Annotated in this window: 27 protein-coding genes and 1 pseudogene; 19 read left to right on the top strand and 9 right to left on the bottom strand. The window is 66.8% G+C overall.

Going from position 1 to position 26,822, the window contains the following annotated elements:
• The first annotated feature begins 77 nt into the window (after positions 1–77).
• The 12 genes and pseudogenes from ACIBH2_RS32975 (at position 78) to ACIBH2_RS32920 (ending at position 9,735) form a co-directional block, all read left to right on the top strand.
• A complete protein-coding gene (locus tag ACIBH2_RS32975; RefSeq protein WP_397124932.1) occupies positions 78–980 on the top strand; it encodes an MlaE family ABC transporter permease in 903 nt (300 codons plus the stop codon).
• Positions 980–1,849 (top strand): MlaE family ABC transporter permease, encoded by an 870-nt coding sequence (locus ACIBH2_RS32970; protein WP_397124767.1) that lies wholly within the window; start codon positions 980–982, stop codon positions 1,847–1,849. Before ACIBH2_RS32975 ends, ACIBH2_RS32970 begins: the two co-directional genes overlap by 1 nt.
• A gap of 2 nt (positions 1,850–1,851) precedes the next feature.
• Positions 1,852–2,880 (top strand): MlaD family protein, encoded by a 1,029-nt coding sequence (locus ACIBH2_RS32965; RefSeq protein ID WP_397124765.1) that lies wholly within the window; start codon positions 1,852–1,854, stop codon positions 2,878–2,880.
• The gene (locus ACIBH2_RS32960; protein WP_397124763.1) at positions 2,877–3,884 is read left to right on the top strand and encodes an MlaD family protein; all 1,008 of its coding nucleotides are present in this window, start codon (positions 2,877–2,879) and stop codon (positions 3,882–3,884) included. The genes ACIBH2_RS32965 and ACIBH2_RS32960 overlap by 4 nt, the downstream gene beginning before the upstream one ends.
• Positions 3,875–4,894, top strand: coding sequence for an MCE family protein (locus tag ACIBH2_RS32955; RefSeq protein ID WP_397124761.1), 1,020 nt, complete (start codon positions 3,875–3,877; stop codon positions 4,892–4,894). The genes ACIBH2_RS32960 and ACIBH2_RS32955 overlap by 10 nt, the downstream gene beginning before the upstream one ends.
• Positions 4,895–5,830 (top strand): MCE family protein, encoded by a 936-nt coding sequence (locus ACIBH2_RS32950; protein ID WP_397124759.1) that lies wholly within the window; start codon positions 4,895–4,897, stop codon positions 5,828–5,830.
• Positions 5,827–6,843 (top strand): MlaD family protein, encoded by a 1,017-nt coding sequence (locus tag ACIBH2_RS32945; protein WP_397124757.1) that lies wholly within the window; start codon positions 5,827–5,829, stop codon positions 6,841–6,843. The genes ACIBH2_RS32950 and ACIBH2_RS32945 overlap by 4 nt, the downstream gene beginning before the upstream one ends.
• Complete coding sequence (locus tag ACIBH2_RS32940; protein WP_397124755.1) at positions 6,840–7,787, top strand: MlaD family protein; 948 nt, start codon at positions 6,840–6,842, stop codon at positions 7,785–7,787. Before ACIBH2_RS32945 ends, ACIBH2_RS32940 begins: the two co-directional genes overlap by 4 nt.
• 27 nt (positions 7,788–7,814) lie before the next feature.
• A complete protein-coding gene (locus ACIBH2_RS32935) occupies positions 7,815–8,474 on the top strand; it encodes a hypothetical protein (protein WP_397124753.1) in 660 nt (219 codons plus the stop codon).
• Positions 8,414–8,656 (top strand): annotated as a pseudogene (locus tag ACIBH2_RS32930) (TetR family transcriptional regulator); the annotation flags it as partial. The gene ACIBH2_RS32935 and the pseudogene ACIBH2_RS32930, both read left to right, overlap by 61 nt.
• A 27-nt stretch (positions 8,657–8,683) precedes the next feature.
• Positions 8,684–9,115, top strand: coding sequence for a hypothetical protein (locus ACIBH2_RS32925; RefSeq protein WP_397124751.1), 432 nt, complete (start codon positions 8,684–8,686; stop codon positions 9,113–9,115).
• Positions 9,112–9,735 (top strand): TetR/AcrR family transcriptional regulator, encoded by a 624-nt coding sequence (locus ACIBH2_RS32920; RefSeq protein ID WP_397124749.1) that lies wholly within the window; start codon positions 9,112–9,114, stop codon positions 9,733–9,735. The genes ACIBH2_RS32925 and ACIBH2_RS32920 overlap by 4 nt, the downstream gene beginning before the upstream one ends.
• Before the next feature lie 152 nt (positions 9,736–9,887).
• Here ACIBH2_RS32920 and ACIBH2_RS32915 read toward each other — a convergent pair whose 3' ends face one another.
• Positions 9,888–10,877, bottom strand: coding sequence for a TIGR03557 family F420-dependent LLM class oxidoreductase (locus ACIBH2_RS32915; protein ID WP_397124930.1), 990 nt, complete (start codon positions 10,875–10,877; stop codon positions 9,888–9,890).
• A 69-nt stretch (positions 10,878–10,946) separates the two neighbouring features.
• Positions 10,947–11,906 (bottom strand): alpha/beta fold hydrolase, encoded by a 960-nt coding sequence (locus tag ACIBH2_RS32910; RefSeq protein WP_397124747.1) that lies wholly within the window; start codon positions 11,904–11,906, stop codon positions 10,947–10,949.
• A 157-nt stretch (positions 11,907–12,063) separates the two neighbouring features.
• Between ACIBH2_RS32910 and ACIBH2_RS32905 the strand changes: the two genes are divergently transcribed.
• The 3 genes from ACIBH2_RS32905 (at position 12,064) to ACIBH2_RS32895 (ending at position 15,257) form a co-directional block, all read left to right on the top strand.
• Positions 12,064–13,065 (top strand): zinc-binding alcohol dehydrogenase family protein, encoded by a 1,002-nt coding sequence (locus ACIBH2_RS32905; RefSeq protein WP_397124745.1) that lies wholly within the window; start codon positions 12,064–12,066, stop codon positions 13,063–13,065.
• A 236-nt stretch (positions 13,066–13,301) separates the two neighbouring features.
• Positions 13,302–14,204: an expansin EXLX1 family cellulose-binding protein gene (locus ACIBH2_RS32900; RefSeq protein ID WP_397124743.1), complete on the top strand. Its 903-nt coding sequence runs from the start codon at positions 13,302–13,304 to the stop codon at positions 14,202–14,204.
• Between the two features lie 114 nt (positions 14,205–14,318).
• A complete protein-coding gene (locus ACIBH2_RS32895; RefSeq protein ID WP_397124741.1) occupies positions 14,319–15,257 on the top strand; it encodes an alpha/beta fold hydrolase in 939 nt (312 codons plus the stop codon).
• A gap of 9 nt (positions 15,258–15,266) precedes the next feature.
• Here ACIBH2_RS32895 and ACIBH2_RS32890 read toward each other — a convergent pair whose 3' ends face one another.
• Complete coding sequence (locus tag ACIBH2_RS32890; protein WP_397124739.1) at positions 15,267–16,667, bottom strand: wax ester/triacylglycerol synthase family O-acyltransferase; 1,401 nt, start codon at positions 16,665–16,667, stop codon at positions 15,267–15,269.
• Positions 16,668–16,935: 268 nt separating this feature from the next.
• Between ACIBH2_RS32890 and ACIBH2_RS32885 the strand changes: the two genes are divergently transcribed.
• Positions 16,936–17,589: a cutinase family protein gene (locus ACIBH2_RS32885; RefSeq protein WP_397124737.1), complete on the top strand. Its 654-nt coding sequence runs from the start codon at positions 16,936–16,938 to the stop codon at positions 17,587–17,589.
• Between the two features lie 81 nt (positions 17,590–17,670).
• Here the strand turns inward: ACIBH2_RS32885 and ACIBH2_RS32880 are convergent, their stop codons facing one another.
• Positions 17,671–19,677 carry an SDR family oxidoreductase gene (locus tag ACIBH2_RS32880; protein ID WP_397124735.1) on the bottom strand — a complete coding sequence of 669 codons (2,007 nt, stop codon included), beginning with the start codon at positions 19,675–19,677 and terminating at the stop codon, positions 17,671–17,673.
• 359 nt (positions 19,678–20,036) lie between these two features.
• On the opposite strand from ACIBH2_RS32880, the gene ACIBH2_RS32875 reads away from it, so the two are divergent.
• Complete coding sequence (locus tag ACIBH2_RS32875) at positions 20,037–20,588, top strand: Uma2 family endonuclease (protein ID WP_397124733.1); 552 nt, start codon at positions 20,037–20,039, stop codon at positions 20,586–20,588.
• A 6-nt stretch (positions 20,589–20,594) separates the two neighbouring features.
• Here the strand turns inward: ACIBH2_RS32875 and ACIBH2_RS32870 are convergent, their stop codons facing one another.
• From ACIBH2_RS32870 to ACIBH2_RS32860, 3 genes are all read right to left on the bottom strand, one after another.
• A complete protein-coding gene (locus tag ACIBH2_RS32870) occupies positions 20,595–21,455 on the bottom strand; it encodes an amidohydrolase family protein (protein WP_397124731.1) in 861 nt (286 codons plus the stop codon).
• Positions 21,456–21,469: 14 nt separating this feature from the next.
• Positions 21,470–22,210, bottom strand: a complete 741-nt coding sequence (locus ACIBH2_RS32865; RefSeq protein ID WP_397124729.1) for an SDR family NAD(P)-dependent oxidoreductase — start codon at positions 22,208–22,210, stop codon at positions 21,470–21,472.
• Between the two features lie 103 nt (positions 22,211–22,313).
• Positions 22,314–22,820, bottom strand: coding sequence for a DUF6301 family protein (locus ACIBH2_RS32860; protein ID WP_397124727.1), 507 nt, complete (start codon positions 22,818–22,820; stop codon positions 22,314–22,316).
• A 261-nt stretch (positions 22,821–23,081) separates the two neighbouring features.
• Between ACIBH2_RS32860 and ACIBH2_RS32855 the strand changes: the two genes are divergently transcribed.
• Positions 23,082–24,017, top strand: a complete 936-nt coding sequence (locus tag ACIBH2_RS32855) for an NADP-dependent oxidoreductase (RefSeq protein WP_397124725.1) — start codon at positions 23,082–23,084, stop codon at positions 24,015–24,017.
• The gene (locus tag ACIBH2_RS32850) at positions 24,014–24,592 is read left to right on the top strand and encodes a TetR/AcrR family transcriptional regulator (protein ID WP_397124723.1); all 579 of its coding nucleotides are present in this window, start codon (positions 24,014–24,016) and stop codon (positions 24,590–24,592) included. The genes ACIBH2_RS32855 and ACIBH2_RS32850 overlap by 4 nt, the downstream gene beginning before the upstream one ends.
• Before the next feature lie 33 nt (positions 24,593–24,625).
• Here ACIBH2_RS32850 and ACIBH2_RS32845 read toward each other — a convergent pair whose 3' ends face one another.
• Entirely contained in the window at positions 24,626–25,723 is a 1,098-nt protein-coding gene (locus ACIBH2_RS32845) for a glycoside hydrolase family 76 protein (RefSeq protein WP_397124721.1), read from the bottom strand.
• 259 nt (positions 25,724–25,982) lie between these two features.
• Positions 25,983–26,558 carry a hypothetical protein gene (locus ACIBH2_RS32840; protein WP_397124719.1) on the bottom strand — a complete coding sequence of 192 codons (576 nt, stop codon included), beginning with the start codon at positions 26,556–26,558 and terminating at the stop codon, positions 25,983–25,985.
• Between the last annotated feature and the right edge of the window lie 264 nt (positions 26,559–26,822).

Genomic DNA, 26,822 nt, shown 5'->3' with positions numbered 1-26,822 from the left:
GTGGCAATCACTCGGAGGGGTCAGTGATGTATTCAGCCAATCTTCGTGACGACTGACACGTCAGTCGGGAAACTGTTATATGGTCCCAACCATCGGTCAGCGGCAGTCAGTCGGGCTGCGGCCAACGGTGGGGTAGTGGGGTACATGCATTGGTCGACAAGGTAATTCGCGCGCCCGAACCATTTGTTCGGGATCTGCTCGAGTTCGTTCTCTCGGGGTTGCGGACGTTCGGTCGGACGTTGCAACTCGCGGTGGCGGCCTTCCGATGGCTGTTCATCGATATCGCGAAATTGCGGCACCCGTGGCGAGATACCGTACAGCAGGGCTGGTTCATCGTCAGCGTGACGGCGATTCCCGCTGTGCTGGTGTCGATTCCCTTCGGCGTCATTGTCGCGGTGCAGGTCGGCAGCCTGACCCAGCAGGTCGGCGCGACCTCGGTATCCGGCGCGGCGGGCGGTCTGGGCGTGATCCGACAGGGCGCGCCCATGGTCACCGCGCTGCTGTTGGGTGGCGCGGCGGGGTCGGCCATCGCCTCCGATCTCGGAGCGCGCACCATTCGCGATGAAGTGGACGCGTTGCGCACCATGGGAATTGATCCCGTGCGCCGTTTGGTCGCGCCGCGTTTGGCGGCCATGGTCACTCTCACGCCGCTGCTGTGCATGCTCATCATCTTCATGGGTGTATTCACCGGCTATGTGATCGCGGTGGGATTCCAGGGCGTCACGCCGGGAAGTTATCTCTCCGCCTTCTCGGCTTTCGCGAAAATGAGCGATCTGGCCGTGGCCATTGTCAAGGCCGTCATATTCGGCATCATCGTGCTCATCGTGTCGTGTCAGCGCGGCCTGGAGGCCACGCACGGACCCAAGGGCGTCGCCAATGCCGTGAACGCGGCCGTGGTCATCGGCGTGATCGCCGCCTTCGGCGTGAATCTCGTTATCACGCAGCTGGTTTCGATGTTCCTACCGCAGCAGGTGGGCTGATGACCCAGGCACCGGCTCGCTATGTACCGCTCGGCACCGTCGGCCGCGCAGTCAAGAAGACCGCCGACGGACCGAATTCGCTGTTCGAATCACTCGGGCACCAAGCGACTTTCGTCTACCAAGTGCTGGCCGCCATTCCGCACACGCTGCGGGTGTACCGGCGACAGACCATGCTCATTCTCTCCGATATCACCTGGGGCAGTGGGGCGATCATCGTCGGCGGCGGCACCGTGGCGGTGCTGGCCTTCCTCGGGATCGCGGTCGGCGGCTCCATCGGCGTGGAGGGTTTCACCGCGCTGAACATGGTCGGTATGGGCCCGCTCACCGGGTTCGTCTCCGCCTACGCCAATACCCGGGAAATGGCGCCCATGGTGGCGGCCATCGGTTTCGCCGCGCAGGCGGGCTGCCGTATGACGGCCGAGATCGGGGCCATGCGCATCTCCGAGGAGATCGACGCCTTGGAGGCCATCGGGATTCGGCCCATGTCCTTCGTGGTGACCACCCGCGTCATCGCGGGTGCGATCACCATCGTCCCGCTGCACCTGCTGACGCTCATCCTGTCGTATCTGTCCTGCGCGACGGTGGTGAACGTGCTGCACGGGCAGTCGTCGGGCACCTACTACCACTACTTCGACGCGTTCCTGCAACCCGGTGATGTCCTCGCCTCACTGGTCAAGGCAACGGTGTTCGTGGTGGTCATCATTCTCATCCACGGCTATCAGGGCTTCTACGCCACCGGCGGTCCGGAAGGGGTGGGCCGGGCCTCCGGCCGCGCCATTCGCGCCAGCCTGGTGCTGGTGGTCATTCTGGACATGATCATGACGATCGCGTTCTGGGGCCTGGACGTCGGCATCAGGATCTCGGGGTAGACATGGCGGTCTTCAAGGATCACTCCGGTCGCAGTGCCGGAGCGTGGGCACTGCGCCTGCGCGGGGTGGTGGTCGCGATCTTCCTGGTCGTGCTCACCGTCGTCGTAAGTTCTTATGCCAAAGGCAATTTCGCCGACCGGTTCGCGCTCACCATCGACGCCGCCACCCTCGGCGAGGGGCTGGCGCCCGGCGCGGAGGTGAAGTTCCGCGGGCTGGCCATCGGCACCGTGCGCGAGGTGCGCACCGTCGGCTACGGGCAGCAGCGCATCAAGGTCGAACTCGACCGCGCGCAGGCCGAGGCGCTCACCGACGACGCCACCGCGCGATTCACTTCGTCGAATGTCTTCGGCTCCAGCGCCATCGAGCTGGTGACCACCGGCAAGGGCGGCAAACTGCCCGAGGGCGCGACGCTGCGCATCGGGGAGAACGCGGCCAATGCCACGGTGGCGGGCGTCTTCCGCCGCGCCGCGCGGCTCACCGAGGTACTCGACTCCGACAGCGTGCGTAGGCTTTTCGATCTGATGCTCGACAATGCCGAGGCCATGGGGCCGACGCTGAGTTCGTTCTTCGAGACCGCGCGCATGCTCGCCGACGGCCAGCGCGCGCCCATGGCCCACTATCTGGGTATCGGCGCGGATATGACCGGCGCGTTCGCCGATCTCACCCCGCCGACGGGCCGCGCGATCCTGCGCATTCTGGAGCAGAGCGCGTACTTCGGCGAGGAGGCCAATCGGGATCGCACCAACAAGGCCACCGACGGCGCGTACGTGCGGGTGCTCACCGGCATCGCGGACCTGCTGAACACCAACAACCCCGAGCTGGAGCGCATTCTCAGCGGTGTGCTGGATCTGGCGGTGCCGATCAGCGTCTCGCTGGGCACCGTCGCGCCCGCCTACAACCGGATCCCCGCGCTGCTCGAGGCCGTGGACGGCGCGTTCCCGGTGGTGGACGGCCGGGTGCGCCTGGAAGTGGAGCTCATCGCGAAAACCATGCCGTACCTGGCTGATTCACTGGCGGGAGGGGCCAAATGAACGGAGTCGGTTCAGCCGCCGCGAAACTCACGGTCTTCGTCCTCGTGGTCGCCGCCTGCACGGGGTTCATCGTCACCGCGCTGCGCACCCCCATCCCGGGTGACAAGGTCACCTACGAGGCCGTGTTCACCGATGTCTCAGGGCTTTTCGAAGGCGATTCGGTGCGCATGTCCGGTGTGGCCGTCGGCAAGGTGGAGTCGGTGCGGCTCGACCAGGCCCGGGCGCGGGTGCGCTTCACCGTCGACGAGGCGCGCCCGCTCTACGACAACACCCGGGCGGCCGTGCGCTATCAGAACCTCATCGGCCAACGCTATGTCGAACTGCTCACCGACGAGCCCGGTGGCGCGAAACTCGCACCGGGCACGGTGATTCCGCCCGAGCGCACCATCCCCAGCTTCGATGTCTCCAAACTGTTCAACGGCTTCAAGCCGCTGTTCGACACCCTGGAACCCGAGCAGCTCAACCAGTTCGGCACCAACCTGCTGCGTGTCATTCAGGGCGACGGCTCCGGTATCGGCCCGGTACTGGCCGATCTGGACGCGCTCACCAAACACGCCAAGAGCAGTGAGGGCGTGATCGTGCTGCTCATTCAGAACCTGGGCGTGGTGTCGCAGGAGATCGGCGGCAAATCCAGTGCCGTCGGCGCGCTGGTGAATCAGCTCTCGGAGATCCTGCGCCAGTTCACCGATCAGATGGCGGGTGTGATCACCTCCATCGAGAAGGGTGACCGGGTGCTCGGCCCGCTCATTCCGATTCTGGAGCAGGGCCGCGATGCCTACGACGTGGCCTACGGGCCGGTCGACGGCCTGCTGCGGCGGCTGGTGCCGCAGACCGATCGGCTCACCGAGCTGCTGGCGCTGACACCCGGCCTGGTCACCGGGCTCAATCAGGCGCTGCCGGGCGAGGGCTATCGGCCCCGGATTACCTGTTCGAACGGGGAGACGCAGGTACCCGATATCGGGGCCGTCGTGCTCGACAACCAGAACCTGGTGGTGTGCAAGTGAAACGCTATGTGGAGATGGTCGCGGAGGTGATCCGCGAACTGCTCGGCCGCGAAGGTGATCAATCGAGTCAATTGCGGTGGGGCGCGGCCGGTGTGGTGGTGTGCGCGATTCTGCTGCTCGCGGCGGGCGCGCTGTACGTGGTGCCGCTCGGGGAGCGCACCTACACCGCGGACTTCCGGGTGTCGGGTGGCGCGCGCCCCGGTGACGAGGTCCGGGTCGCCGGAATCAATGTCGGCAAGATCCGCTCGGTGGAGCTCGTGGGCGATCACGTCGAGGTGGTGTTCGGGGTGGAACGCGATGTGCACGTCGGCGATCAGGCCGCCGTCGAACTGAAGATGCTCACACCCATCGGCGGCCACTACCTGGCGTTGACGCCGACGGGCGAGAAAGCCTTGGGCGACAAGCACATTCCGCCCGAGCGCACCACGGTGCCGTTCGAGCTGAGCGATATCCTGAACACCGCCACACCGGTCATGGGCCAGGTCGACGCGCAGACCCTGCGCTCCACCATCGCGGAACTCAACACCGCGCTGGTCGGACAGCCGGACGCCTTGCGCGGCGTCATCGGCAATGCCGCGGAGCTCACCGGCGTACTCGCCGACCGTTCCCGGCAGCTCGACACCACCCTCCAGATCTCCGACGAGTACCTCGCCGCCATCGCCGACGACAAGGCGATGCTGGCCGACTTCGTCCAGAAGCTCGGTACGGTGGCCGATCAGCTCGGCAATCGCAAAGAACAGATCGTGCGGGTATTCGGTTTGATCAGAAGGCTTTTCGCCGTCCTGCACCGGCCGCTCATGGCCTACGGCGACACCGTAGAACCGCCCATCACCGAGATCGAGCAGATCTTCTCCAAGATCATGGCCGATCCGACCCGCATCGACACGGTGGTCGCCGGAATCCGCGACGTGGTCGCGAAGCTCACCGCCATGCTGGGCGGCCAGGTGAGCATCGGGCAGCCGCAGGACGGCGTCGAAGTGTGCATTCCCTACGAAGGCAAGGCGTGCTGAATGCGGTGGCGTGGAAAGACCTGGGGTAGAACAGCACTCGGTGCCGGGGCCGCCGTCGTGGTGGTGGCGCTCGGTGTGGCGGGGGTGTCGTGGGGGAGTGCGGCGCGGGCCGAACAGCGGCAGCGCGTGTGCGCCGAGTTCACCGATACCGTGGGCCTCTACGAGGGCAACAGCGTGACCATGCTCGGGGTCGAGGTCGGCACGGTGTCGACCATCGAATCGCGCGGGGATCGGATGCGGGTCACCATGGAGATCGGCGAGAAGTACACCCTGCCCGCCGATATCGAGGCGGTGACGCTGTCGAGCTCCATCGTGACCGACCGGCACGTGGAGCTGACCAAGCCGTACACCGGCGGGCCGCGCTTCGACACCTCGGCGTGTATCCCCCTGGAGCGCACCAAGACTCCGGTGGGCATCAGCGAGGCCCTCGACGCCATGGCGCGGATCTCGAGCGATCTGACCGGCGGCGGGCAGCCGGGCGACACCCTCATCGATTCGACCCTGACCGCCGCCGACAGCGCGCTGAACGGGACCGGGCAGCAGTGGAATCAGTTGTTGCAGCGGCTCTCCACGGTCGTCGGCGATCCCGCGCAACGCGATGTGGTGTTCCGGCGGCTGGTGGAGAACCTGGACACCCTCACCACCATGTTCGTCTCGAACTGGCCGGATATGCAGACACTGCTGGACAATCTGCGCAAGGGTATTCAGCTCATCGGCGACTTCTCCGCGGAATTCTCCAGCGCGGTGGATCTCGCGGTGGAGTTCCTGCCGGTGATCGCCCGCAATGTCGGCAAATACGATACGCAGATCTACGCGCTGCTGGATCAGTATCTGCCGCAGGTGCAAACGCTGATCCGCAGCCAAGGCGATATCGGCGATCTGCTCGCGCATCTGCCGCCGTTGGCGGCGCGACTGCCCCAGGCGGGTGCGAAATGACGCGGACGACATTACGACGAAAACTGGTGCCCGCGGTGGCCGCCGCGCTGGTGCTCACCCTCAGCGGGTGCGGTGTGCGTGCCACCGATATCCCCATTCCGGGTACCTATCCCAGCGGCGACACCTATTCGGTGCGCATCGAATTCGGCTCGGTACTGAACCTGCCCGACCGGGCCAAGGTCATCGCCGACGGCGTCGAGATCGGCATGCTCGACCACATCGAGCTGATCGGCAATACCGCCGTGGCCACCGTGCAGGTGAAAGCCGGTGCGCGCCTGCCCAGACAGACCACCGCGGAACTGCGCCAGTCCACCATCCTCGGCGATATCCACATCGCGTTGGAAGCGCCCAAACAGTCCGACGCGGTATTCCTCCAGGACGGCGATGTCATTCCGGTCTCGCAGACCGTACCCGCCACCAATGTGGAGGATATTCTGCGCGCGCTGTCGAATATCGTGACCGGCGGACGCTGGGCCGATATGCAGACCCTGGTCGCGGATGTGAACGCCGCCTTCCCGTCCGACCCGGCCGAATTGGATCGGATCACCGCGGCGGGCACAGCGACCTTGCGCGACTTGGCCTCGCACACCGCGGATCTGGACCGAATCCTGGCCTCGGCGCAACAGATCACCGGCAGGCTGGAATCCGGTAAGGCGGCCGTGGACGAGATCCTCACCCTCGGCCCGGAACGCGCGGCGGGCCTGGCGGGCGTGCTGTTCAATGTGGTGCGCCTGATCGCGGGCGCGGGCACCCTCGCCGAGGAGGCCGGGGAGCTGCTGCTGCCGTTCACCGGCGACCTGCGCGATATCACCGCCATCCTCGCGCCCACCGCCCTGACCGTCGCCTACGCCGACATCACCCTGCCCGCGAATCTGGAAACCTTCCACACCCTGTTGCGGGACAAGCTGATTCCGTTTCTCAACGCACCGGAGGTCCACGTCCGGAAGGTCGACGCGCAGGCCAGCGCCGACCAACTGGTCACGGTGCTGCGCTCGATTGGGATGGTGCCGTGAAACTCTCACTCTCCGGACCGGTATCGCTGGTGCTGCTGCTGGTGCTCACCCTGGTGTGCGGCAGCTATATGGCGGTCGGTGTGCTGAACCTGGATCCGCGTCGCGAGACCAATGCCATCACCGTGCTGGTGAACACCTCCGGTGGGCTCATGAAGACCTCCGAGGTGGCGCTGCGCGGGATGCCGGTGGGGCGCGTGCGCAGTATCGAGGCGACCGGCACCGGGCTGGCCGTGCGGCTGGAATTCGATGCGCGCTACCGCATTCCGGTCGACAGCGAGGTGCGCATCTCCAACCTGTCGGCGGCGGGAGAGCAGTTCCTCGACTTCCGGCCCACCGGCACCGCGGGTCCGTTCCTGCGCGACGGCAGCATCGTGCCCGCGCGTCAGGTGCGCATCGCCACCACCGTGGGTGACGCCCTCGCCGAACTCGATGCGCTGACGGCGCAGATCGACCCGCAGAAGGTCGATCGGCTCGCCACCACCTTCGCCGCGGGATTCGAGGGCCGCGACGCCGATGTCGCCAATTTGACCAGGGCGCTCACGATGACCGCGGGCATGTTGCGCGACAAGCGCGACGCCATCGCCCGCCTGTACGCCAACGTGCAGACCCTCGGTGACAATTTCGACGGTCGCGCACCGGAATTGAGCGCCACCGCGATCGATGTGGAGACCGCGCTGCCGGAACTGCTGCACATCATTCGGTCCTTCCAGGACTTCTCCTATGTCGGCGAGAACGTCTTCGAGGATCCGGTGGGGCCGCTGGTTGAGCGTATCGACCAGTACATCCAGATGCTCGGTCCCGATCTGGGCCATATCGCGACGGCGCTGAAACCGGCCACCAGCGCGGTGAAACCCGTTCGCGTGGACGCGGGTTCGATCATCGACCTGCTCGGCACCGTCTTCCCGGGCGACGGCGCGGCCCATGTGACCGTCGGCCCCCGCTGACCACTTTCGAGAACAGAGGACACGACCATGAGCGATACCGACAAGACCGAGACCACCGACACCGAAGCGACCACCGGCAGCGTGGTGAACCTGTCGAAGTCCTCCACCGAATCGGCCCCGGCGCAAACCGGGTCCGATACCCTGAAGCCCGTGCCCGCCAAAGGAATTCACCGCCTCACCTACCTGGTCGGTGCCGCGGCGGCCGTGCTGGGCGTGCTCGCCATCGCCTTCGGGGTGAGCTGGCAGAACGCCTCGGGCGATCTGAATGCGCTGCGCACCGCCGAGAGCGACCGCGAACAGGCGGCGGCGGTGGCCCGCGACTACACGCTGCGCTCGCTCACCTACGACTACAAGAATCTGCCCGCCTTCTTCGAGGGCGTGCAGCGCGGCACCAACGACGCGCTCACCCAGCGCTACACCGAGGTGAAGCCCACCCTGGAGAAGATCATGACCGAGGCGCAGGTGGTGGCCACCGGCAATGTGCTCGGCACCTCGGTGGAGTCCAGCGGCGACGACCAGTACGTGGTCACGGTCTTCGCCACCCAGCGCACCCAGAACATTCAGCAGACCGATCCCGGCACCGTGCCGAATCTGCTCGTGGTGACCGTCGCCAAGAACGGCGGCGACTGGCAGGTCGTCGACTACGGCCCCAAGGACACCACCGTCAAGGACGGGACCGCGAAATAGTCCCGCGCCGTGGCCGACCACCGCAGGCGGAACTTCCGCGGCGACGGCGTCGGCAGATAGTCGAAGCCGCGTACTACGTCTTCACCGCGCGCGGCTACGAGGCGACCACCGTCGCCGCCGTCGCCGCGCACGCCGGAATCGGCCAGGGCACGGTCTACCGCTATTTCCAGAGCAAGCGTGAAATCCTGGACCACGTCATCGATTTCGGTGTGGAGAAGCTCATGGCGGCATTGCGGCCGGAAACCCTGGTGCCGACGGTGCACAGCCTCACCGACCTGCTCGACGGCGTGCGGGCGGGCGCGGACCGGATCTACGAACTCGTCGAACGGGAACCGGAGGTACTGCGGCTGCTGCTCGTCGAGGCCAGCGCCGTGGACGACGAACTCACCCAGCGGCTGTTGGGCCTGGAGGCCATGGTGGCGGTCTGGGTGGCGGGTGAATTGCGGCGCGGCGTGGACGACGGCTGGCTGCGCCGCGACCTCGATGTCGATGTGCTGGCGCACACCATCCTCATGATGGTGATGCCGGGCGTGGTGAAGGAGCTACGCGGCGTGGGAAATCCGAAGGCGCGCAAACACACCACCGAGATGGCGCTGCTCATGTTGGAGAAGGCGCTGCGCGTGCGGGCGGTGAGCGCGTGAACGAGCCCCGCCTCGGGCTGGCCGCGCACTCGGCCCGCCGCCGCGCCGAATTGGTCCGCGCCGCATACGAACTCGTCACCACACGGGGTTACCGCGCCATCGGCGTCGACGATATCGTGCTGCGCGCGGGCGTCAGCCACGGCACGTTCTACAACTACTTCGCCAACAAGCGCGACATTCTCGACGCCGTCCTGGACCACTGCTTCGACGTCATTCGCGAACGCCTCATCGGCGAAGACGCCATCCCCGCCAGCCTCGACGAATTCCGCGCCCGCTTCGGCCGCATCGTCGACCGCTGCTACGACCTGGTGGCGGGCGAGCCCGGCCTGGTGAACTTCCTGCTCTTCGAAGCCGCGTCGATCGACGACCAGGTCATCGAACGCGTCATGCACAATGCCCAGATCGACGGCGCGGCCGCCGCCCAGGAGGTCGGCCTCGGCATCGAACACGGCTACCTCGACCCGCGCCTGGACACCCGCATAGCGGGCGAGGTGATGCTCTCGGTCCTCATGTCCGCCCTGCTGGCGGCCGTCCACAGCGGTTCCGTCGGCCTCACCCGCGAGCGCGTACGCACCCAACTGACCGATTTCCTCGCCCGCGCATTGGGCGTCGAACCGTAACGGCGCGCACGCAATTCGCTCCCGCGGTGATCTCATAGAAGCCGATTTCGCCCGCGCCGCCGTTGACCGCATGCTGGACCGGCTGGCCGATCTCGTCAATCTCGTCGGCATTCGTCGTCGCGGGCGTACTCGTCCTGTTGCCGCGGCCCGGCTCAGTTATCGGATTCGCGAAGTTTCGCCAGTAGCGGGCCCGCGGCCTTGGCGAGGAATTCCTCCTGCCGCTCGTCGCCGATCTGGACCAGGGCGATATCGGTGAATCCGGCTTCCCGCCACGGTCGTACCGCCTCCACGATGGCGTCGAGATCCGGGCCGCAGGGGATCTGCTCGGCCACGTCCTCGGGGCGGACCGATTGGGTGGCCGCGTCGAACGCGGTCGGGGTGGGGAGATTCGAGTTCACCTCCCAGCCGCCCATCGACCACCGGAACTGTTCGTGCGCGCGGCGAATCGCGGTGTCGCGGTCGGTATCCCAGCTGATCGGCAGCTGACCCGTGACGCGGGACGGGCCGGTATCGCCCGGCTTGCGTTGGCGGATCTCCTGCCAGGACGAGACGGCGTCGGCGTCCGGACTGGTGAGCACCATTTCGTCGGCGATGGTCGCGAAGCGCTCCACCGACTTCGGGCCGGAGACCGCCACCGCGAGCGGGATCGGCTGCTCCGGCAGATCCCAGAGCTTCGCCGCGTCGAGCTGATACCACCGGCCTCGATGGTTGACGGTGCGGCCGCTGTGCAGTTCGCGAATCACCCGGATGGCCTCGAAGAGCCGGTCGTGGCGGTCCACCACACCGGGCCAGCCCTGGCCCACCACGTGCTCGTTCAAGTTCTCGCCACTGCCCAGCCCCAGCGTGAACCGGCCCTCGGCCAGGATCTGCAGCGTCGCGGCCTGCTGCGCCACCACCGCCGGGTGATACCGCATGGTCGGACACGTCACGTAGGTCATGAACGGCAGCCGATGCGTCGCATTGGCCACCGCACCCAACATCGTCCACGCGTGCGGCGAATGCCCCTGCTCACTCAACCAGGGCGAATAGTGGTCACTGCACACCGCGAAGTCGAACCCCACCTCCTCGGCCGCCACCGCGTAGCGCACCAGCTCGCGCGGCCCGCTCTGCTCGGTCATCAGCGTGTACCCGAAACGAGTCACCATGCCTCCCTCCGATCGATTGCCTGGATATCGGTGGGCTACCCGATGATCGTGAACCGAAGCGAAGGATCACCCGCGGCGTGGATCACCCGCCGCCACCTCCTCGCGGGCGAGGAAATCGCCGATCAGGGCCGCGCATCCGGCGGCGTCGTCGAGCCAGGGGCTGTGGCCGCCGGGTACTACCGACAGTTTCGCCGTCGGGATCCTCGCGACACTGTCGCGACCCCGGTCCGGTGCGCAGAACACGTCGCGCTCACCCCACACGAACAGCATCGGTGTCGTGATGCCCGCCAACTCCGCCTGGGTCAGGACGTTCTCGCCGCGGGGCGTGGGACCGCGCATCAAGCGGCACAGCAAGCTCCGATACGAGTCGGCTTGGCCCGGTAGACGCAGCGGAAGACGGTGCAGGTCCAGGAGGTCGTCGGATAGACCGCGTGCGGCATCCGGCCCGATCGCCTCCGCCAAGGCGGATCGCGCGACCGACCGGGGGGAGGGCAGCCGCATCAGGCATTGGTGCACTGAACCCCACGCCGGGGAGGTGAGTGCCGCCATGGAGGCCGTGCCGCGCGTTCCGGGCAGAGCCGTTGCGGGGGTCCCCACGATCACAGCTCGCGACACCCGCCCCGGGGCGTCCACTGCCGTCCAGAGCGCGAACAACCCGCCGAGGGAACTGCCGACGACCTGAACTTCGCCGAGCCCGAGACCGTCCAAGACCCCGGTCAGTACACCGACGCCCAAGTCGCGGACGGGTCGTCCCTGCCAGCGATAGGGAGGTGCGAGGCTGTGACCGGGTAGGTCGACCAGAATATGACGGTAGCCCGGAAGTCGAGCGATCAACGGTGCGAAACCCATTGCGGGAGTGGCGAGTCCATTGATGTACAGCACCGGCGCGCCCGACCCCACGGTCAAGACCCGCACCTGCACCGCTGGCTCCGCGACGGCGACGCCGCGCTCCGTCATCCGCAGGCCGTAGGCATCGGCGACCCGCCGTTCGGCTCGCCGGATCCGGTGCTCGAGTCGTGTGCTCATGACCCGTACTGTCGTCGCTGGCGCGCGGCCATGTATTGGATGAATGTTCCGGCATCGGATGAATGTTCCAGCCCTCGGTGAATGTTGCGGCGGCGCGCCGCGGCGGGTGGCTCGCGCCTTCCCACGGAAGGACTACCTGGGGAATTAAGCTCGATGTATGCGCGTATGGCGGGTCGAGCGGCCGGGGCCGGTGGAGGGGCGGCCGATGCGGTTCGGGCGGACGGCGGTGCCCGAGCCCGCGGCGGGGGAGTTGTTGGTGCGGGTGCTGGCGTGTGGGGTGTGTCGGACGGATCTGCATGTGGCGGAGGGGGATCTGCCGGTGCACCGGGAGGGTGTGGTGCCGGGGCATGAGGTGGTGGGGGAGGTTGTCGCGGTGGGGGACAAGGGAAATGGTGAGTTCGGGGTGGGGGATCGGGTAGGGATCGCGTGGCTGCGGCACACCTGTGGGCGGTGCCGGTTCTGTGTGCGCGGCGCGGAGAACCTGTGTCCGGAGTCGCGGTACACCGGCTGGGACGCCGACGGGGGTTATGCCGAATTCGCGGTCGTGCCAGCGGCATTCGCCCATCCGCTGCCGAACTTCTACAGTGACGCCGAACTCGCTCCGCTGCTGTGCGCGGGAATCATCGGCTATCGGGCCTTGGAGCGCGCCAGCCTCCCGCCCGGCGGGCGCTTGGGCGTCTACGGGTTCGGCGGCAGCGCGCACCTCGCCACGCAGGTCGCGCTGGCGCGCGGCGCGGAAGTCCATGTGATGACCCGTGATTCGGCCGCGCGCGGCCTCGCCCTGGAGTTGGGTGCCGCCTCGGCGCAGGGTGTGGCGGAACCGCCGCCGGTCCTGCTCGACGCCGCCATTCTCTTCGCTCCGGTGGGCGAACTCGTGCTGCCCGCACTGGAAGCCCTTGATCGGGGCGGGATTCTGTCCATCGCCGGTATCCACCTCAGCGATATCCCGCCGCTGAACTACGAGCGGCATCTGTTCCAGGAGAGGGAGATCCGCTCGGTCACCGCCAATACCCGAAGTGACGCCCGCGAATTCCTGGCATTCGTGGCGGAACATCGGATCGAGGTCACCGTCCAGCGCTACGCCCTCGACGCCGCCGACCAAGCCCTGGCGGACCTGGCGGGCGGGCGCTTCGCGGGCGCGGCGGTACTACTGCCCTAGCGGCGCAGACGACCACCTCGGAGCCGGTCTGCCCCGGGCCGCGGTCGTGTTCCGCGCGAATCACGGTGGAGGCCCGGCCGCCCGCGCCAGCCACACCCTGTCCATGACACGCCGCCGACACGCCGAGTCATGCACTCCGAGTTTCTCATTCACGCCATGCGCCAGCTGCGCGGATGCTTTCCTGAAATGAGTCAGCATCATTGCAGCAAACCCGATTTGGAGGCTGGGGAGCGGCCATGCACCGCACGGGACACGAAGAGGTCCGGACCACGAGACCATGGCTGTGGACGGCGCTGGCGGGGTTGACGGTGGTGGCGGGGGCCATGTGGATAGCGCGCCCGCAACCCGCGGCCTGCTCCACCACGACGGCCGTCACCACCGTGAAGGTGGTACCGCCCATCATCCAACCGAGTCCGATTGCGCCGGAACAGCTTCCGATAGTCGAGGAGCATCTCCCGCCGGAGGATCGGGAGGCGCGCTTCTATCACTTCAGCCAGGGCGTCGCCTGCTCGTTCCCCGACCTGCCCCTCGACGGCTTCTACATCGGCGTCCCCACCGCCGAATACGACGATTCCCTCGCCTGCGGCTCCTATGTCGATATCGACGGCCCACTCGGCAGTGTCCGGGCCCAGATCGTGGACCGCTGCCCCGGCTGCGCTCCACACCAGTACGACCTCAGCGTCGCCGCCTTCGAACAGGTCGCCGACCCGTCCGAGGGTGTGGCTCCGGTGCGAATCAGCAAGGTGCGCAACCCGACTCCGCCGCCACAGCTGTCCTACCGGGTCCAGCAGGGCTCCTCGGGCGACTGGGTCGGACTGCTCTTCGCGGGCACCGGCAACCCGCTGCGCGAAGTCGCGCTGCGCCCGGACTCCGGCGGCGACTGGCGCGCCCTGCGCCGCGGCTACGACAACTACTGGTCCGCCTCCGGCCTGGGGCCGGGCCCCTTCACCGCCATGGTCTCCGACATCTACGGCCACGACATTCTGGTCTCGGGGGTGGCCATCGAACCGGGTGCGGTGCGCTACACCGAGATTCGAATGTACGAGAACATCACGGTCCCGCCGCCCGCGCCGCCCTCACCGATCCCGGTCACGACGCTCGTCACCACGGTGGTCCCCGCCCAGCGGCCCTGCGACTGACAACGCCGCGAGCTCCGGCCGCCGGGTCGCGACTGCCCCCTGCGAATATGGCATCATCCTAGTGGAACGTGTTCCAATTCCGCCCGCAGGGGGCGGCCCGTCGGGAGGCTTTCGATGACCGATCCCAAACTGGAACTGACCGCACGCGATCTGAACGCGACCAATGGCGCACGCCGCCGATCTCGCCGTCTCTCCGCGCGTATATCCAGGTTGACCGAGGTTCCCGCCGGTTCCATGGTGGAGCTCCCCGGCCGCGGCAGCACCTATGTGGTCGATCTGCCCGGTCCGACACCCGATGCCCCGACGGTCTTCCTGCTGCACGGCGCGGCCACCACCGCCATGCTGAACTGGTTCCCGTCGTTGAAGGAACTCAACGAGCGCTACCGGGTGGTCCTGTTCGATCAGCGCTGGCACGGACACGGAATCCGTTCGGGGAATTTCGATCTCGACGACTGTGCCGACGACGTGATCGCGCTGGCCGATGTGCTCGAGGTGCCACGCCCGATTCTGGCGGGCTATTCGATGGGCGGTATCACCGCGCAGTTGACCGCGCACCGGCATCCGGACCGGGTGGGCGGACTGGTGCTGTGCGCCACCACCTACCGGTTCCAGGAGAAGTGGCGGGAGCGGGCCTTCCATCGCACCCTCGCCGCGCTGGCGGCCACCACCGCCGAATTCTCGTGGCGGCGAGCGGCTTTGAAGTCCAGTCGGCTCCCCGAGCTGCCCGCCAACACCTGGCCGGTGGGGCGGATGGATCGCTGGGCGATGGGGGAGATGCGCAGTCTCAGCGGCTGGGCGCTGGCCCAGGCCATCGCGGTGCTGGGGCGCTTCGACTCCTCGCCGTGGCTGCCGAATCTGAAGGTGCCGACGGCGGTGGTGATCACCACGCACGATCGCGCGCTGCCGGTCTACCGGCAACTGGAAATGGCGAAAATGATTCCGGGAGCGGAGATCTTCCTGGCTCCCGCGGGCCATGCGGCCTGTGTACTCGAGGCGGACGTCTTTGTCCCCGTACTCCTCGAGGCCTGTCGGTCGGTGGTCGATCGGGTGTAGCCGAGCGGGTCAGCTCTGGTCGCGGGCCGCCTTGAGCAGGGCGGTGACCACCTCGGAGACGGCGTCGGCGAGACGCTGCACATCCGGGACGAGTTCCTTGCAGGCGATGAATCCGAAGTCCATATCGCCGTCATTGGTGAGCACGGTGATGGTGAGCCCCGCGCCGTGGAAGACCGGCCCGAACGGATACATGCCGTCCACCCGCAGTCCCAGGAAGTACATCGGGAAATTGGGTCCGGGCACATTCGACACCACCAGGTTGTGCACCACCGGATGGTGTTCGGCCAACTTCAGCGAGGAGTAGGCGCGCGCGGCCAGCTGAAAGGTGTTGGGCGGGGCGTACTTCGCCCAATCCTGGAGGAAATCCGCGCCGATGAGGTTGTGCTCCTCCTTCGCACCGCGATTGTCGTCGGCGATGAGCCGCATGCGCTCGACCGGATCGGCGATATCGGTGCGCAGCCGCGCGAAAATGGTGGAGACCTTGTTGGTGCCGCGCTCGTGCCGGGTGGTCTCGTGGGTGGAGACCGGAATCGAGGCGATGAGCGTGGAATCCGGCAGCTCCGCACGGGATTCGAGATAGTCGCGCAGCACCCCGCCCACCACGGCGAGCACCACGTCGTTGACCTTCACGCCGAAGGCCGACTTGATCTCCTTGATATCGGCGAAATCGGCCTGGGTGAACGACACCGCGCGATGCGGGGTGATCGCCTTGTTGAACGGTGTGCGCGGGGCCGTGAACGGCAGCGGCATGCCGGAGCCGTTGGCGCGCCGCCGCTGCACCAGACCACCCAGGATTCCCAAGGTCTTCGGCAGCATGCCAACCATGCCGAGCTTGCCGGGAATCTTCAGGGCGGCTTCGGCGGCCAAGAGCAGATCGTTCGGTTCGCCCGGGTGCACGGGCTGGGCGTCCGCGGGCGCCTCGTAGCGTTTGCCCGGCTCGATATCGCACAGGTGCATCATCATATTGGTGCCGGTGATGCCGTCCACGATGGCGTGGTGGTACTTGGCGATGACCGCGATCTTGTTGTCGGGCAACCCCTCCACCACCCACATCTCCCACAGCGGGCGGGTGCGGTCGAGCGGGCGTCCGGCGATATCGGCGGCGAGTTCGGCCAGTTCGCGCTCTCCGCCCGCGGGCGGCAGACCCACCCGCCGCACGTGGTATCCGAGGTCGAACCGCGAATCCTCCACCCACACAGGGTGATCCAAATTGAACGGGACCGTGTGCAGGCGGCGGCGCATGGCCGGGAGCAGGTGCATGCGGCGGCCGAGTTCGGCCTTGAATTCGTCGAATTCGTAGGCGATGTCGTCCGCGTCGGGGTCGAGAATCAGCAGCGCGCAGACGTGTAGGAGTTGGCTGTCGGTTTCGAGGTAGAGGAAGCTGGCGTCCAGTCCGGTGAGTCGTTCCATACCGACACACTATGGAAACGCGTTCTAGTTCGGGTGCGCTTCGCGCCAAGACCCGATTCCGCTCCGATGCCGGTTCGTTGCCCCGAAGTTGCCTGTAGCTAACAAGTTTCGAATGGATACGATCGAGTGGCTTTTGGGTATCCATCCAGTCCGGGCGTTGCCGCGAGTGTTCACTCTCCTTACCTTGGGACCTATAGTCGGGTGAGCGTCACTTGTCACTGACAAGAGTCACCCGGCTTCTCACAACGGCGTGAGAAGGGTGAGGACTATGAGCGGCCGAGAGGTGTTGCTGTCTGGAAAGTGGCGTACAGCTTGGGTATTCGCCGCACTGCTCGTGGTAGCCAGTGCGCTGTTCCCGTTACATACGACCACGGCGCGCGCGAGCTGGTGTGCCGACGTGGATGTGGTGGTGGCGCGGGGCACCGGCGAACCCGGCTGGCTCGGCAATGTGGTGGGCGATCCGCTGTTCGGAATGCTCCAGGACAGACTGCCGGTCTCGGTCAGCGCCTACTCGGTCGCCTATCCGGCGGACCACAGCTTCAATCTCGGCGCGGGTAGCGCGGATCTGGTGGGGCACTTGAGTTATCAGGCCGGTGCCTGCCCCGGGCAGCGATTCGTTCTGGTCGGCTATTCGCAGGGCGCGGCGGTCGTGCACGCGGCACTGGGGACCGGCGCGGTGAACTGGTACCCGGGTCGGGTGCAGCTGCCGGGTGATCTCGGCGGTCGAGTCGCGGCGGTGCTGCTGTTCGGTGATCCCATGCGGGCCATCGGCTGGGGTGTGCCGGGCGAGTACGCCTGGCGGGCCGGAAACTGGTGCACCGGAGGCGATCCCATCTGCGGCGGCGGGGTGAATGTGGCCTCGCACGTGTCCTACGGTGACAGCTTCGTCGCGGCGGCGAACTTCGCGGCCGACCGGATCTGAGCGGACCAGGGGAGGGGCTCCCCACGGATTCGGCCCGGCGGGCAATGTTCGCCGGGCCGAATCCTTGTGCGCGAGAGACGTTTACCAGTGCAGGCCCGGAATCACATTGGTGATCCGAGCGGCCGGACCGGACAGCCCCATGAGCGGCTGCACCACCGGGCCCAGCGCCAGCAGCGGGCTGCGGGACTCCTTGTGCTCGGCGGCGGCCGGTTCGGCGGCCTTGCCGTCCTTGGCGGCCTTCGATTCACCGAAGCGCCGGAAGCCCTGGTGCAGAATGGCCTTCTTCACCGACGGCATGACCGTGTCGACGAACTGCGCGAAGGTGCCGATCGGGGTATCGATGCGGCTCGGGCGCTTCTCCAGGGCGCGCACCACCAGATCGGCCGCCTGCTCGGGGGTGTGCACCGGAATCGACTTGTACAGATCCGTCGGCGCGATCATGGGTGTGCGCACCAGCGGCATGCGCACCGAGGTGAAGGTGATTCCGGCATCGGCGTTCTCGACCGCGGCGATCTCGCTGAAATTGTCCAGCGCCGACTTCGAGGCCACATAGGCGGCGAAGCGCGGCACCTTGGTCTGCACCGCGATGGAGGAGATGTTCACGAAATGGCCGAAGCGGCGCTCCCGCATGGAGGGCAGCAGCGCCAGAATGAGCCGGACCGCGCCGAAGTAGTTGACCGCCATGGTCCGTTCGAAATCGTGCATACGATCGGTGGAGTTGACCACCGCGCGGCGGATGGAGCGGCCCGCGTTGTTCACCACGTAGTCGACGTGGTCGTGGTCGGCCAGGATCTGCTTGACCAGCAGCTCCACCGACTTCTCGTCGGTGATGTCGCACGTGTACGCCTGTGCCGCACCGCTTTCCGCGCGGACCCGGGCCGCGGCGGCCTCCAACTCGTCGGTGCTGCGGGCCACCATGAGCACGGTCGCGCCGCGGCGGGCCACGGCGTGCGCGGTGGCCAGGCCGATACCGGAGGAGGCTCCGGTGATCAACACGATGCGGCCGTCGAGGGCGTCGCCCTCGGTGCGGCGGGCACGGTCGGGGTCGAGATTGGCACGCCAGTAGTCCCACAGCACCTGGGCGTAGCTCTCGAAGGCCGGGACCTCGAGATCGCGCAGTCGCGCCCGCGTCGAGTCGGAGACGAATTCGGAGTTGAACGAGGTGTGCGGGGCGACCTCGGCGGGAATGCCGAAGCGCTCCAACAGGAAATCACGCACGGTGCCGACGCCGGGAATATGGCCGAGCGTGGCCAGCGCGGTATGGCTGCCCGGCACCGCGCCGATACCGGCGGGGGCACCGGCGGCCTTGGCCAGCGCGGCGTAGATCTCGGTGAACGGCTGCGGTTCGGGATTCACCAGATGGAACGTCTTGCCGATCAGGCCCGGCTTGCGAATGAGCTGGACCATGGCCTGGGCGACGTAATCCACCGGAACGATATTGGTGGCGCCCAGATCCGGCAGCGGCACCGGCAGTTCGGCGGGGAGCGCGGCCAATCCGGAAATGGCGGGGAAGAAATAGTACGGACCGTCGATCTTGTCCATCTCACCGGTGCGCGAATCGCCGACGATAATGGCGGGGCGGTACACGCGGAAACGCACGCCGGATTCGCGGACCATCTTCTCGGCCGCGAACTTGGTGCGGTGGTACGGGGAATCGAGATTCTGGCCGAGGTCGAAATCGTCTTCGAAGAATTTGCCCTTGTGGTCGCCCGCCACCGCCACCGAGGAGACATGGTGCAGAACGGCGTCGAGTTCCTTGGCCAAGGCGATGACCGCGGCCGTGCCGTGCACATTGGCGGCATGGGTGGTCGCCTCGTCGGCGGTCATGTCGTAGACCGCGCCGAGGTGGATGATGTGGTCGGCGCGCGGGGTCTCCTCGGCGAGTCCGAGTCCCGGCGCGGTCAGATCGCCGATGAGCGGGAAGACGCGGTCCTGGGCGTTCCAGGTCGCGGCGAGTTCACGCAGTTTCGCGACCGACGCCTCGCGGACCAGGGCGTGCACCACGGCATCGGCCTCGCGATTCAGCAGTTCGGCGAGTACCCGTCGCCCGAGAAAACCGGTTCCGCCCGTGACGATGTAGGAAACCATCGACCCCTCCTTATATCGAACATGTTGGTGACCAACGGTGTTCGTCCGACATGCGTCGGTGGATGCGGACGTGGTTGATTCGGCCCCCTAGCAGAAGTCGGCCGAAGGTAGGAACAGCTCCGTGCCTAACTGGTGAGTAACTTTACGGCGCACCTAATTGAAGGGGCAAGTTCGGGCGTTGTGGGAATGGTCACCTCGGGTCATTCCGAGTTGGTATGTGTAACAAGCATTTTCGTGTAACTGCCGGAATCAGAAGGCTAATTCTCGGCAACTCGCCGGGGCGTCGCTAAACGTTCTGGTCGGTTGACTGAGGTTATGGTGTTCCAGTCCTGTCGGCGCGTGGAATCGGGAGGTGGATCGTGAGTACGCAGCTCGATCTGCCCGCCACCGGGATTCGCACGCGCGCCGAATTCGAGGCGCTGCCCGCCGTGCCGCGTGGTTGGGCGTGGGAGCTGCGATCCGGTCGATTGGAGCTGACACTGATGCCCGTCACGTTCTGGTATTTCCGGATCGTGTTCCAGGTGCTCGAGGTGTGGCGGCGTCTGGGCTACGAGGTCACCGGCAATCAGTACGTGGCCGACAGCGGGTTCGCGCGAGGCAGTCTGGGCAAGAACAATTTCCTCGCCGACGGGATAGTGTTCCGGCCCGGATACTGCCCGGGCAAGCACAGCACCAGCCACGATGTGAGCCATATTCACGCCGTGGTCGATGCGGTGAGCCACGACGCGCAGGTGCAGGACGCCATCGAGAAGCTGCGTATCTACGCCGGTCTCGGGGTGCCGCACTATTGGATCATTCGCGGCGACACCGAATCCGAGGATCTGGACGGGTACATCAGCATGTACGAGTTGGCGGGCGGGGACTACCGGCTCACCGGGAGCCGGTTGGTCTCCGAGCTGGCCGGGGCGTGACGGGCGTCAGCGCAGGCCGTAGGTGGTGGCGGCGGTGCCGTGATAGAACAGGTCGGCCTCCTCGTCGGTGGCGTCGGCGGCGACGGCGCGGTCCACGGCGGCGAGCAGGTCGCGGTAGGAGCCCGCCATGGTGTCGATGGGCATATTGGAGGCGAACAGCAGCCGCTGCCAGCCCCACAGCGCGATACTGGTTTCGAGCCAGTACTCCAGGGTGGGCCAGGTGAAGTCCGGGCAGATCATGCCGAGGCCGGAGAGTTTGCACTGCCAGCCGGTTTCCTTGGCGGCCAAGGAGAGTGCGTTCTGCCAGGCGGTGCGGGCGGGCTGATCGGTGCCGCCGGGCAGGCCCAGATGTTCGAGCACCACGCGCAGGTTCGGGTAGCCCGCGAGGAAGTCGATCCAGTCGAGCATGGTGGCGGGGGTGGCGACGAGGTCGAAGACGGCGTCGCGGTCCTGGAGCCAGGAGGCGATGGTGTCGGCGGCGGGGGTGTTGGGGTGCAGGCCGGTGAAGACGCGGATGCCGCGCAGGCGCTGGGATTCGGCCTGGGCGTCGAGGTGGTCGACGATCGCGCGCGGTTCCAGGGTCGGGTCGACCGAGCCGACGATCGCGATGGGGCGCGCGGTGTCGGCGGCGAGGGCGTCGATCCAGCGCGTCTCGTCGAGGTAGGCGTGCGGGGCGGTGGTGGCCGAGATGTGCACCAGGCCGGTGACCGTGGCGGGGGCGGCGCGGTCGTAGTCGGGCAGGAGGAAGGTGTCGGCGATCTCGGGTTTGCCTGCGTGCGAGGCGAATTCGGCGAGCTGGGGGTACCAGGGATGGCGGTTGGTGTCCCAGAGGTGCACGTGGGCATCGACGACGGGTTGGGCGGGCATGGGACGCTACTCCTTCAGGACATGGTGATGCCGCCGCTGACGCTGATCAGCTGGCCGGTGATGTAGCTGGCCTCGGGGCTTGCCAGCCACGCGATGAGTGCGGCGACTTCGTCGGGCTGCCCCAGCCGTTTCATGGGTATGGCCTTCTCCAGTGCCGCGAGTGTGCCCGGGTGCTCCCGCATGGTCCGGTCGACCATCTGCCCCGAGATCGGCCCCGGGCAAACGACATTCACGGTCACCTGCTCGCGAGCCACTTCGCGAGCGAGCGATTTCGCGAACCCGAACAGCCCGGCTTTGGCGGCGGCATAGGCGCTCTCGCCACCCGCTCCGGCGCGGGCTCCATCGGAGGACACGAAAACGATTCTGGCGGAGTCCGTTTCGAGGAGCGAGGGCAGGAGGTGTTTGGTCAGCAGCATGGGACCCCGCAGATTCACCCGCAGCATGGCGTCCCAATCCGCCACGGAACTCCCGAGAAACGGCTCCACGATCGCGAGCCCCGCACAGTGCACGACCGCCGACACCCTTCCCGCGAGCGCCCCCGCCACCCCCTCGATACTCCCGTCATCGCTCAAATCCAGGCGCACCCCTGTGGCTTTCGCTCCCAACTCACCCGCCACCGCCGCGGCCGCCACCTCATCGAGATCCGCGACCACAACCTCGCACCCAGCCCCCACAAGCCTGCGCGCCACAGCCCGCCCGATATCCCCCGCCCCACCGGTAACGAGGACCCCTCGCGCTCCACCATCGTGCGCCACTGCTTCACCCGCATCTGTGTTCTCTGGTCGCTACGCAACTATGAATACAGCATGCGACAGACATCGGTAGCGTTCTCGCCTGCGGTCGAATCGCGCGGTCTGTCTAGTCATCGATGTCGTGCTCGTCTTGAAACGCGTCGATCGATGCCTGGTATGCCGGATTGACCAGATACAGCCCGATCAACCCCGGAACCATTCCGAGGCGTATGAACACTTTCTCCAGGTCCCAGGCTGGGGCTGGCTCGCCACTCGGGTAGCTGTGCGTCCCCGGGCCCAGCGTGGTCGACAGCGCGGCGGCGATTCGGGTGAAGCAGCTCTGTGTCGCCGCGCTGGTTTCGGAACTCTCGGCTCGGGCGACTATAACCACGACCTCGAGAAGGTCCTGATCGAACTCTTCGAGATCAGCTAGGGCCGCTGCGTCGAGGTAGATCATCGCCGTCGGTTTTCGGACAACGAGATTCGTGGTCACGGTTACTCCGTCCTCGGTGTCCGAGGCTTCCCAACCCAGGTTCTCGCAGAAGCGGATCAGGTTGGCGCGGGTCCAGGTCCACTCGTAGCGTGCTGCGGCCCGAGCCACCCGCACCGCGCCCGCGACATCGCTAGACATCATGATGGCCCTCCTTCGTTTGGCCGCGTCTGCGGAAGATCAACGTGGCGAGTCTGTTTCGGCCGCAGGGTTGACGGTCGCACAGCCGCACTCCTATCGTGAAATCGAGACAGGTCAGTCTTGATTTTGCTCTGAGGAATGCGAGTTGTTTGTGGTTGTAAGGGTTTTGGATACGAGGGAAGTTGGCGGGGGTCGACGTGCGGCTGCGGGCTCGGGGGTGGGGGCGTCGTGATTGTCGGGGCGCGGCGGGGGAGTGGTGGGACCATGCGGGCGGCTCGGCATGAGCGGTGGGGTGGGCCGTTGGAGGTGGTTGAGGTCGAGCGGCCGGAGCCTGCGGCGGGGGAGGTTCGGGTTGCGGTGCGGGGGACGAGTGTGAATCCGATCGACATGTACACCGGGCGCAATTTGGGGTACGAGCAGTCGATGAGGTTGCCGCATATTCCGGGGTGGGATGTCGCGGGGGTGGTCGATGCTGTGGGGTACGGGGTGAGTCGCTACGTCGTGGGGGATCGGGTGTATGGCTTGCCCTGGTTTCCTTACCCGGCGGGGACGTACGCGGAGTATCTGACGGTGCCCGCGTATCACCTTGTGCCCATGCCGAAATCCGCGACCTTCGTGGCGGCGGGGTGTTTGCCTATGGCCGCGCTGACCTCGTGGCAGATGCTCGACGCCGCGCGGGTGGAGGCTGGGCGGCATGTGGTGATCAGCGGGGCGTCCGGCGGGGTGGGGCATCTCGCGGTGCAATTGGCCGTGGCGCGTGGTGCCGCTGTGACCGCTCTGGCGCGTCCGGAGTATCACGCCACGCTGCGGGGGCTGGGAGCGGAGACGTGCGTGGACTACGGCGATTCAGCGGCGGTCGCGGCGGTCGGAAAGGCTGATGCGGCAATCGATTTGGTGGGGTTCGAATTCGGGGCCTCGCTCTTCGACCGGGTGCGTCCCGGTGGAGCGATCGCGCTGGCGACCGCGTGGTCGATTCCGGGATACCGAGAGGCGGCCGCGCAGCGGGGGATCGACGCGATTTCCTGCCTGGTGGAACCGGATCCGGTGGCGCTCACGGCAATCGCGGACTTGGTCGATGCGGGGGCGGTGCGCGTCGTTGTCGGTGCCGAGTTCGCGCTCAGCGATGCGGCCGAGGCGCAACAATGGGTGACGGAGCGGCGCGGCTTCGGTAAGGCCGCGATCGTGGTCGAGCGGGCATGAGCGACAAGCCCAAGCAGTTGCGCGGAATCGCGGTGCGCGACAAGCTCGTCGGCGTCGCGAGTGACCTGTTCTACGCCCACGGCGTGCGTGCCATCGGCGTCGACGAGGTCGTGCGGCAGGCGGGCATGGCCAAAGCGAGCCTGTATCGATGGTTCCCCACCAAGGACGATCTCGTACTGGCCGTCCTGGAGCACCGCGACAACCGCTTCTGGGCTCGCTGGGACGACACCGCGGCCCGCCACCCCGACCCGCGAGCCGAACTCGACGCCCAGCTCACCTGGATCCAGGAGGTCGCGAGCCGGGACGGCTACCGCGGCTGCGCTTTCGTCAACACCGCGGCGGAGTTCAGCGGTACGGATGCCGAACACATCCGGCGGCGGTGCGCCGACCATGAGCACGAACTCGCCCGACGTCTCCGCGCCCTGACGGCACGTCTCCGCGTCGACGACAGCGACCGGCTGGCCGACCAACTTCATCTCGCCATCGTCGGCGCGTTCGCGGTCGGCGGCATCTACCCACAGGGTGGACCGGCGCTCCGGCTCCGGGCTTTGGCCGACGACCTACTCTCACAATGAGATCGACGGTTGTCCTGCGCTGATCGGTGTAGCTCAGAGCCCGGCGGCGGTGAGGCGGTGGTCCGCTTCGAGGAGCATCCAGCCGCTCAGCTGGACCGACAGGTCGGGGCTGAGGTTCTCCGAGGGCGATCCGGGCACGATGAGCTGGGCGAAGAACTGTGGGATGCCCGATATCGTGATCGGTCGGGACCAGTCCACGCCGAACAGTGGGAGCCCGTCCACCTCGGCGCGGTTCTCCCACGCCGCACGGGCGGAGTCGTGGACGATCTCGGCGGCGGTCGTGTTGCCCAGGGCCAGTGCGGCTTCGGCGAGATATCGGGCGAGGATGCCCATGAACAGGCCCGAGTCGCTGCCGCCGGATGCGGCGATTACGCCTGCTCGGGTGAGTCCGTCGGCGGTGGCGGTAACGAGGTCGGTGACCCGGCGGTGGTGGCTCGATTCGCCTGTGCGCAAGGCCAATTCGGTTTCCAGGCCGATGGCGACACCCTGGCAGTAGGTCAGAACGGTGCGGTTCACCTGCCCGCCGGGCTCGTGGACGCCGTCGAGGACGAGGCCGGTGTCGAGGTCCAGCAGCCGGGTGTGCAGGAAGTCGGCCAGTTGTACGGCGCGGGACAGTTCGCCCAGACGCGCGAAGGCGATACCGGTCGGGCCGATCGCCGGGGTGTTGTAGTAGTCGTCGCCGAAGCGCCAGGGCACGGCCCCGACAGCCGGGTTCCAGCCGTCGAGCAAGGTGTCACGCAGATCGTCGATGGCATGGTCGAACCGGACGCCGAGCAGTCGGTCGGCGCGTTCGAGCGTGATCGCCAGCCACCCCATATCGTCGTAATACCGATTGGTCCAGCCACTGAGATTGCGGGTGCGAATACCCCACGCGAGAGCGGCAACCCGATCGAGCCGCTCCGGATCGCGGGCGCGGTGTGCGGCGTCCACCGCACAGTCCAACAGGTGCGCCTGCCACCAATAACACCATTTCACGAACGCCAGATCCGCCACCGCCGACGGCCACACAATCCTCCCCAATCGCGCCCCGGACCGCCCCCACAGCGACCGCACATGCCGCCGCACCACCGCCCGCTCGGCCAGCTCCGCCCGCTGGCGACTGGCCTCGACCCCGGCGACATATGGACTCACGTCCCGCGCGATCCACCCGGTCGGCCCCGGCCGAGTCAATGCCGTGAGCGCGACCGAAGACCCAGCCGCGATCAGCACATGGCGGCGGGTGAACCTTGCGCGCTGGCGATCCATCCGCCCGGGCTCCTCTGCCTGAATATCGACCACCCACAACGAGAACCGCTCGTTGGTAGCCTATCCCGCGACGCTTCCAGCGGCGGCCTTCGCCTCGTCAGCCGAGCGGTGCGTCTCGGAATCGGGCTCAGAACGATGCATTGTTTCAGGGGCGTTCATCCCACAGAGTCCACATAGCGAAACTGTCGTTGTAGGTCTGGACCCGCTTGACCGCGTCCAGGAGCTCGCGTCCTTCGGTCATTTCGTAGAACAGGATCAGGGCGGCCATGAATGCCGCGTGACCGTCTGGTGAGTCGGTGGGGGCGAAGTAGCTGCTTGCGCCGACTTCTAGAAACGCCTCCGCCAGTGCGGGATCGCCGGTATCGCAGCCGGTCGAGATCACGACGCTTCCCGGGAGCCGCAGATGGTTTCTGACGTGATCGGGCCCCATCGTTCCCACGAATGGCTGGACCTCGGCGATTTCTCCGCCGAGTTCGGGGAGGAAGATCGAGCCGCTGTCGCCGTGGCAGCTCAGGATTACGAAGGGGGCGATTGGGCGGTCTCCACCGAGCGCTGCCGTTACGTGCCGGGCCTGGCCGATTGGCAGGTAGTTGACGCGGATTCCTAATTCTTCCAGCGCGGTTCGGAGTGTCAGGGCTGAGCTGTCGCCGATCTCGAGTAGGTCTACTTCGGTCCAGGCGAGCTTGCCGTTGACGATGTCTTCGATTCGTGAATTCGACACGCGCTCAACAGTACCGAGGTGGGAACCGTCGGAACCAGTTGGCTGGCAGGGGTTCTGGGCTGGGGGGTGCTTGTCAAACGATAAAAGATATTAAGTGTGGTTGCGTCGTGTGCCTTTCCTGACTTTAGCTGACGCGACATTGGGTGCCGTTGGCCTGCGATTCCGGCCTGCGGACTGCACTAATGCTGTTTTAGAGATTTTTCACTGACGGATACACCGGGGGTTGTGGCGCGGCGGGGCCTCCGCCCGGGGTTGTCACCACGG

The organism is Nocardia sp. NPDC050406 (assembly GCF_044459025.1).
Lineage (GTDB): Bacteria > Actinomycetota > Actinomycetes > Mycobacteriales > Mycobacteriaceae > Nocardia.
The sequence above is the reverse complement of the archived record's forward strand: the minus strand, read 5'-3'. Positions and strand labels throughout refer to the sequence as shown.

Coding starts and splice junctions, on each gene's coding strand:
- ACIBH2_RS32970 (WP_397124767.1), top strand. CDS start 980: ATGACCCAGGCACCGGCTCGCTATGTACCGCTCGGCACCGTCGGCCGC.
- ACIBH2_RS32965 (WP_397124765.1), top strand. CDS start 1,852: ATGGCGGTCTTCAAGGATCACTCCGGTCGCAGTGCCGGAGCGTGGGCA.
- ACIBH2_RS32960 (WP_397124763.1), top strand. CDS start 2,877: ATGAACGGAGTCGGTTCAGCCGCCGCGAAACTCACGGTCTTCGTCCTC.
- ACIBH2_RS32950 (WP_397124759.1), top strand. CDS start 4,895: ATGCGGTGGCGTGGAAAGACCTGGGGTAGAACAGCACTCGGTGCCGGG.
- ACIBH2_RS32945 (WP_397124757.1), top strand. CDS start 5,827: ATGACGCGGACGACATTACGACGAAAACTGGTGCCCGCGGTGGCCGCC.
- ACIBH2_RS32935 (WP_397124753.1), top strand. CDS start 7,815: ATGAGCGATACCGACAAGACCGAGACCACCGACACCGAAGCGACCACC.
- ACIBH2_RS32910 (WP_397124747.1), bottom strand. CDS start 11,906: ATGAGCACACGACTCGAGCACCGGATCCGGCGAGCCGAACGGCGGGTC.
- ACIBH2_RS32905 (WP_397124745.1), top strand. CDS start 12,064: ATGCGCGTATGGCGGGTCGAGCGGCCGGGGCCGGTGGAGGGGCGGCCG.
- ACIBH2_RS32900 (WP_397124743.1), top strand. CDS start 13,302: ATGCACCGCACGGGACACGAAGAGGTCCGGACCACGAGACCATGGCTG.
- ACIBH2_RS32895 (WP_397124741.1), top strand. CDS start 14,319: ATGACCGATCCCAAACTGGAACTGACCGCACGCGATCTGAACGCGACC.
- ACIBH2_RS32890 (WP_397124739.1), bottom strand. CDS start 16,667: ATGGAACGACTCACCGGACTGGACGCCAGCTTCCTCTACCTCGAAACC.
- ACIBH2_RS32885 (WP_397124737.1), top strand. CDS start 16,936: ATGAGCGGCCGAGAGGTGTTGCTGTCTGGAAAGTGGCGTACAGCTTGG.
- ACIBH2_RS32880 (WP_397124735.1), bottom strand. CDS start 19,677: ATGGTTTCCTACATCGTCACGGGCGGAACCGGTTTTCTCGGGCGACGG.
- ACIBH2_RS32870 (WP_397124731.1), bottom strand. CDS start 21,455: ATGCCCGCCCAACCCGTCGTCGATGCCCACGTGCACCTCTGGGACACC.
- ACIBH2_RS32860 (WP_397124727.1), bottom strand. CDS start 22,820: ATGATGTCTAGCGATGTCGCGGGCGCGGTGCGGGTGGCTCGGGCCGCA.
- ACIBH2_RS32855 (WP_397124725.1), top strand. CDS start 23,082: ATGCGGGCGGCTCGGCATGAGCGGTGGGGTGGGCCGTTGGAGGTGGTT.
- ACIBH2_RS32850 (WP_397124723.1), top strand. CDS start 24,014: ATGAGCGACAAGCCCAAGCAGTTGCGCGGAATCGCGGTGCGCGACAAG.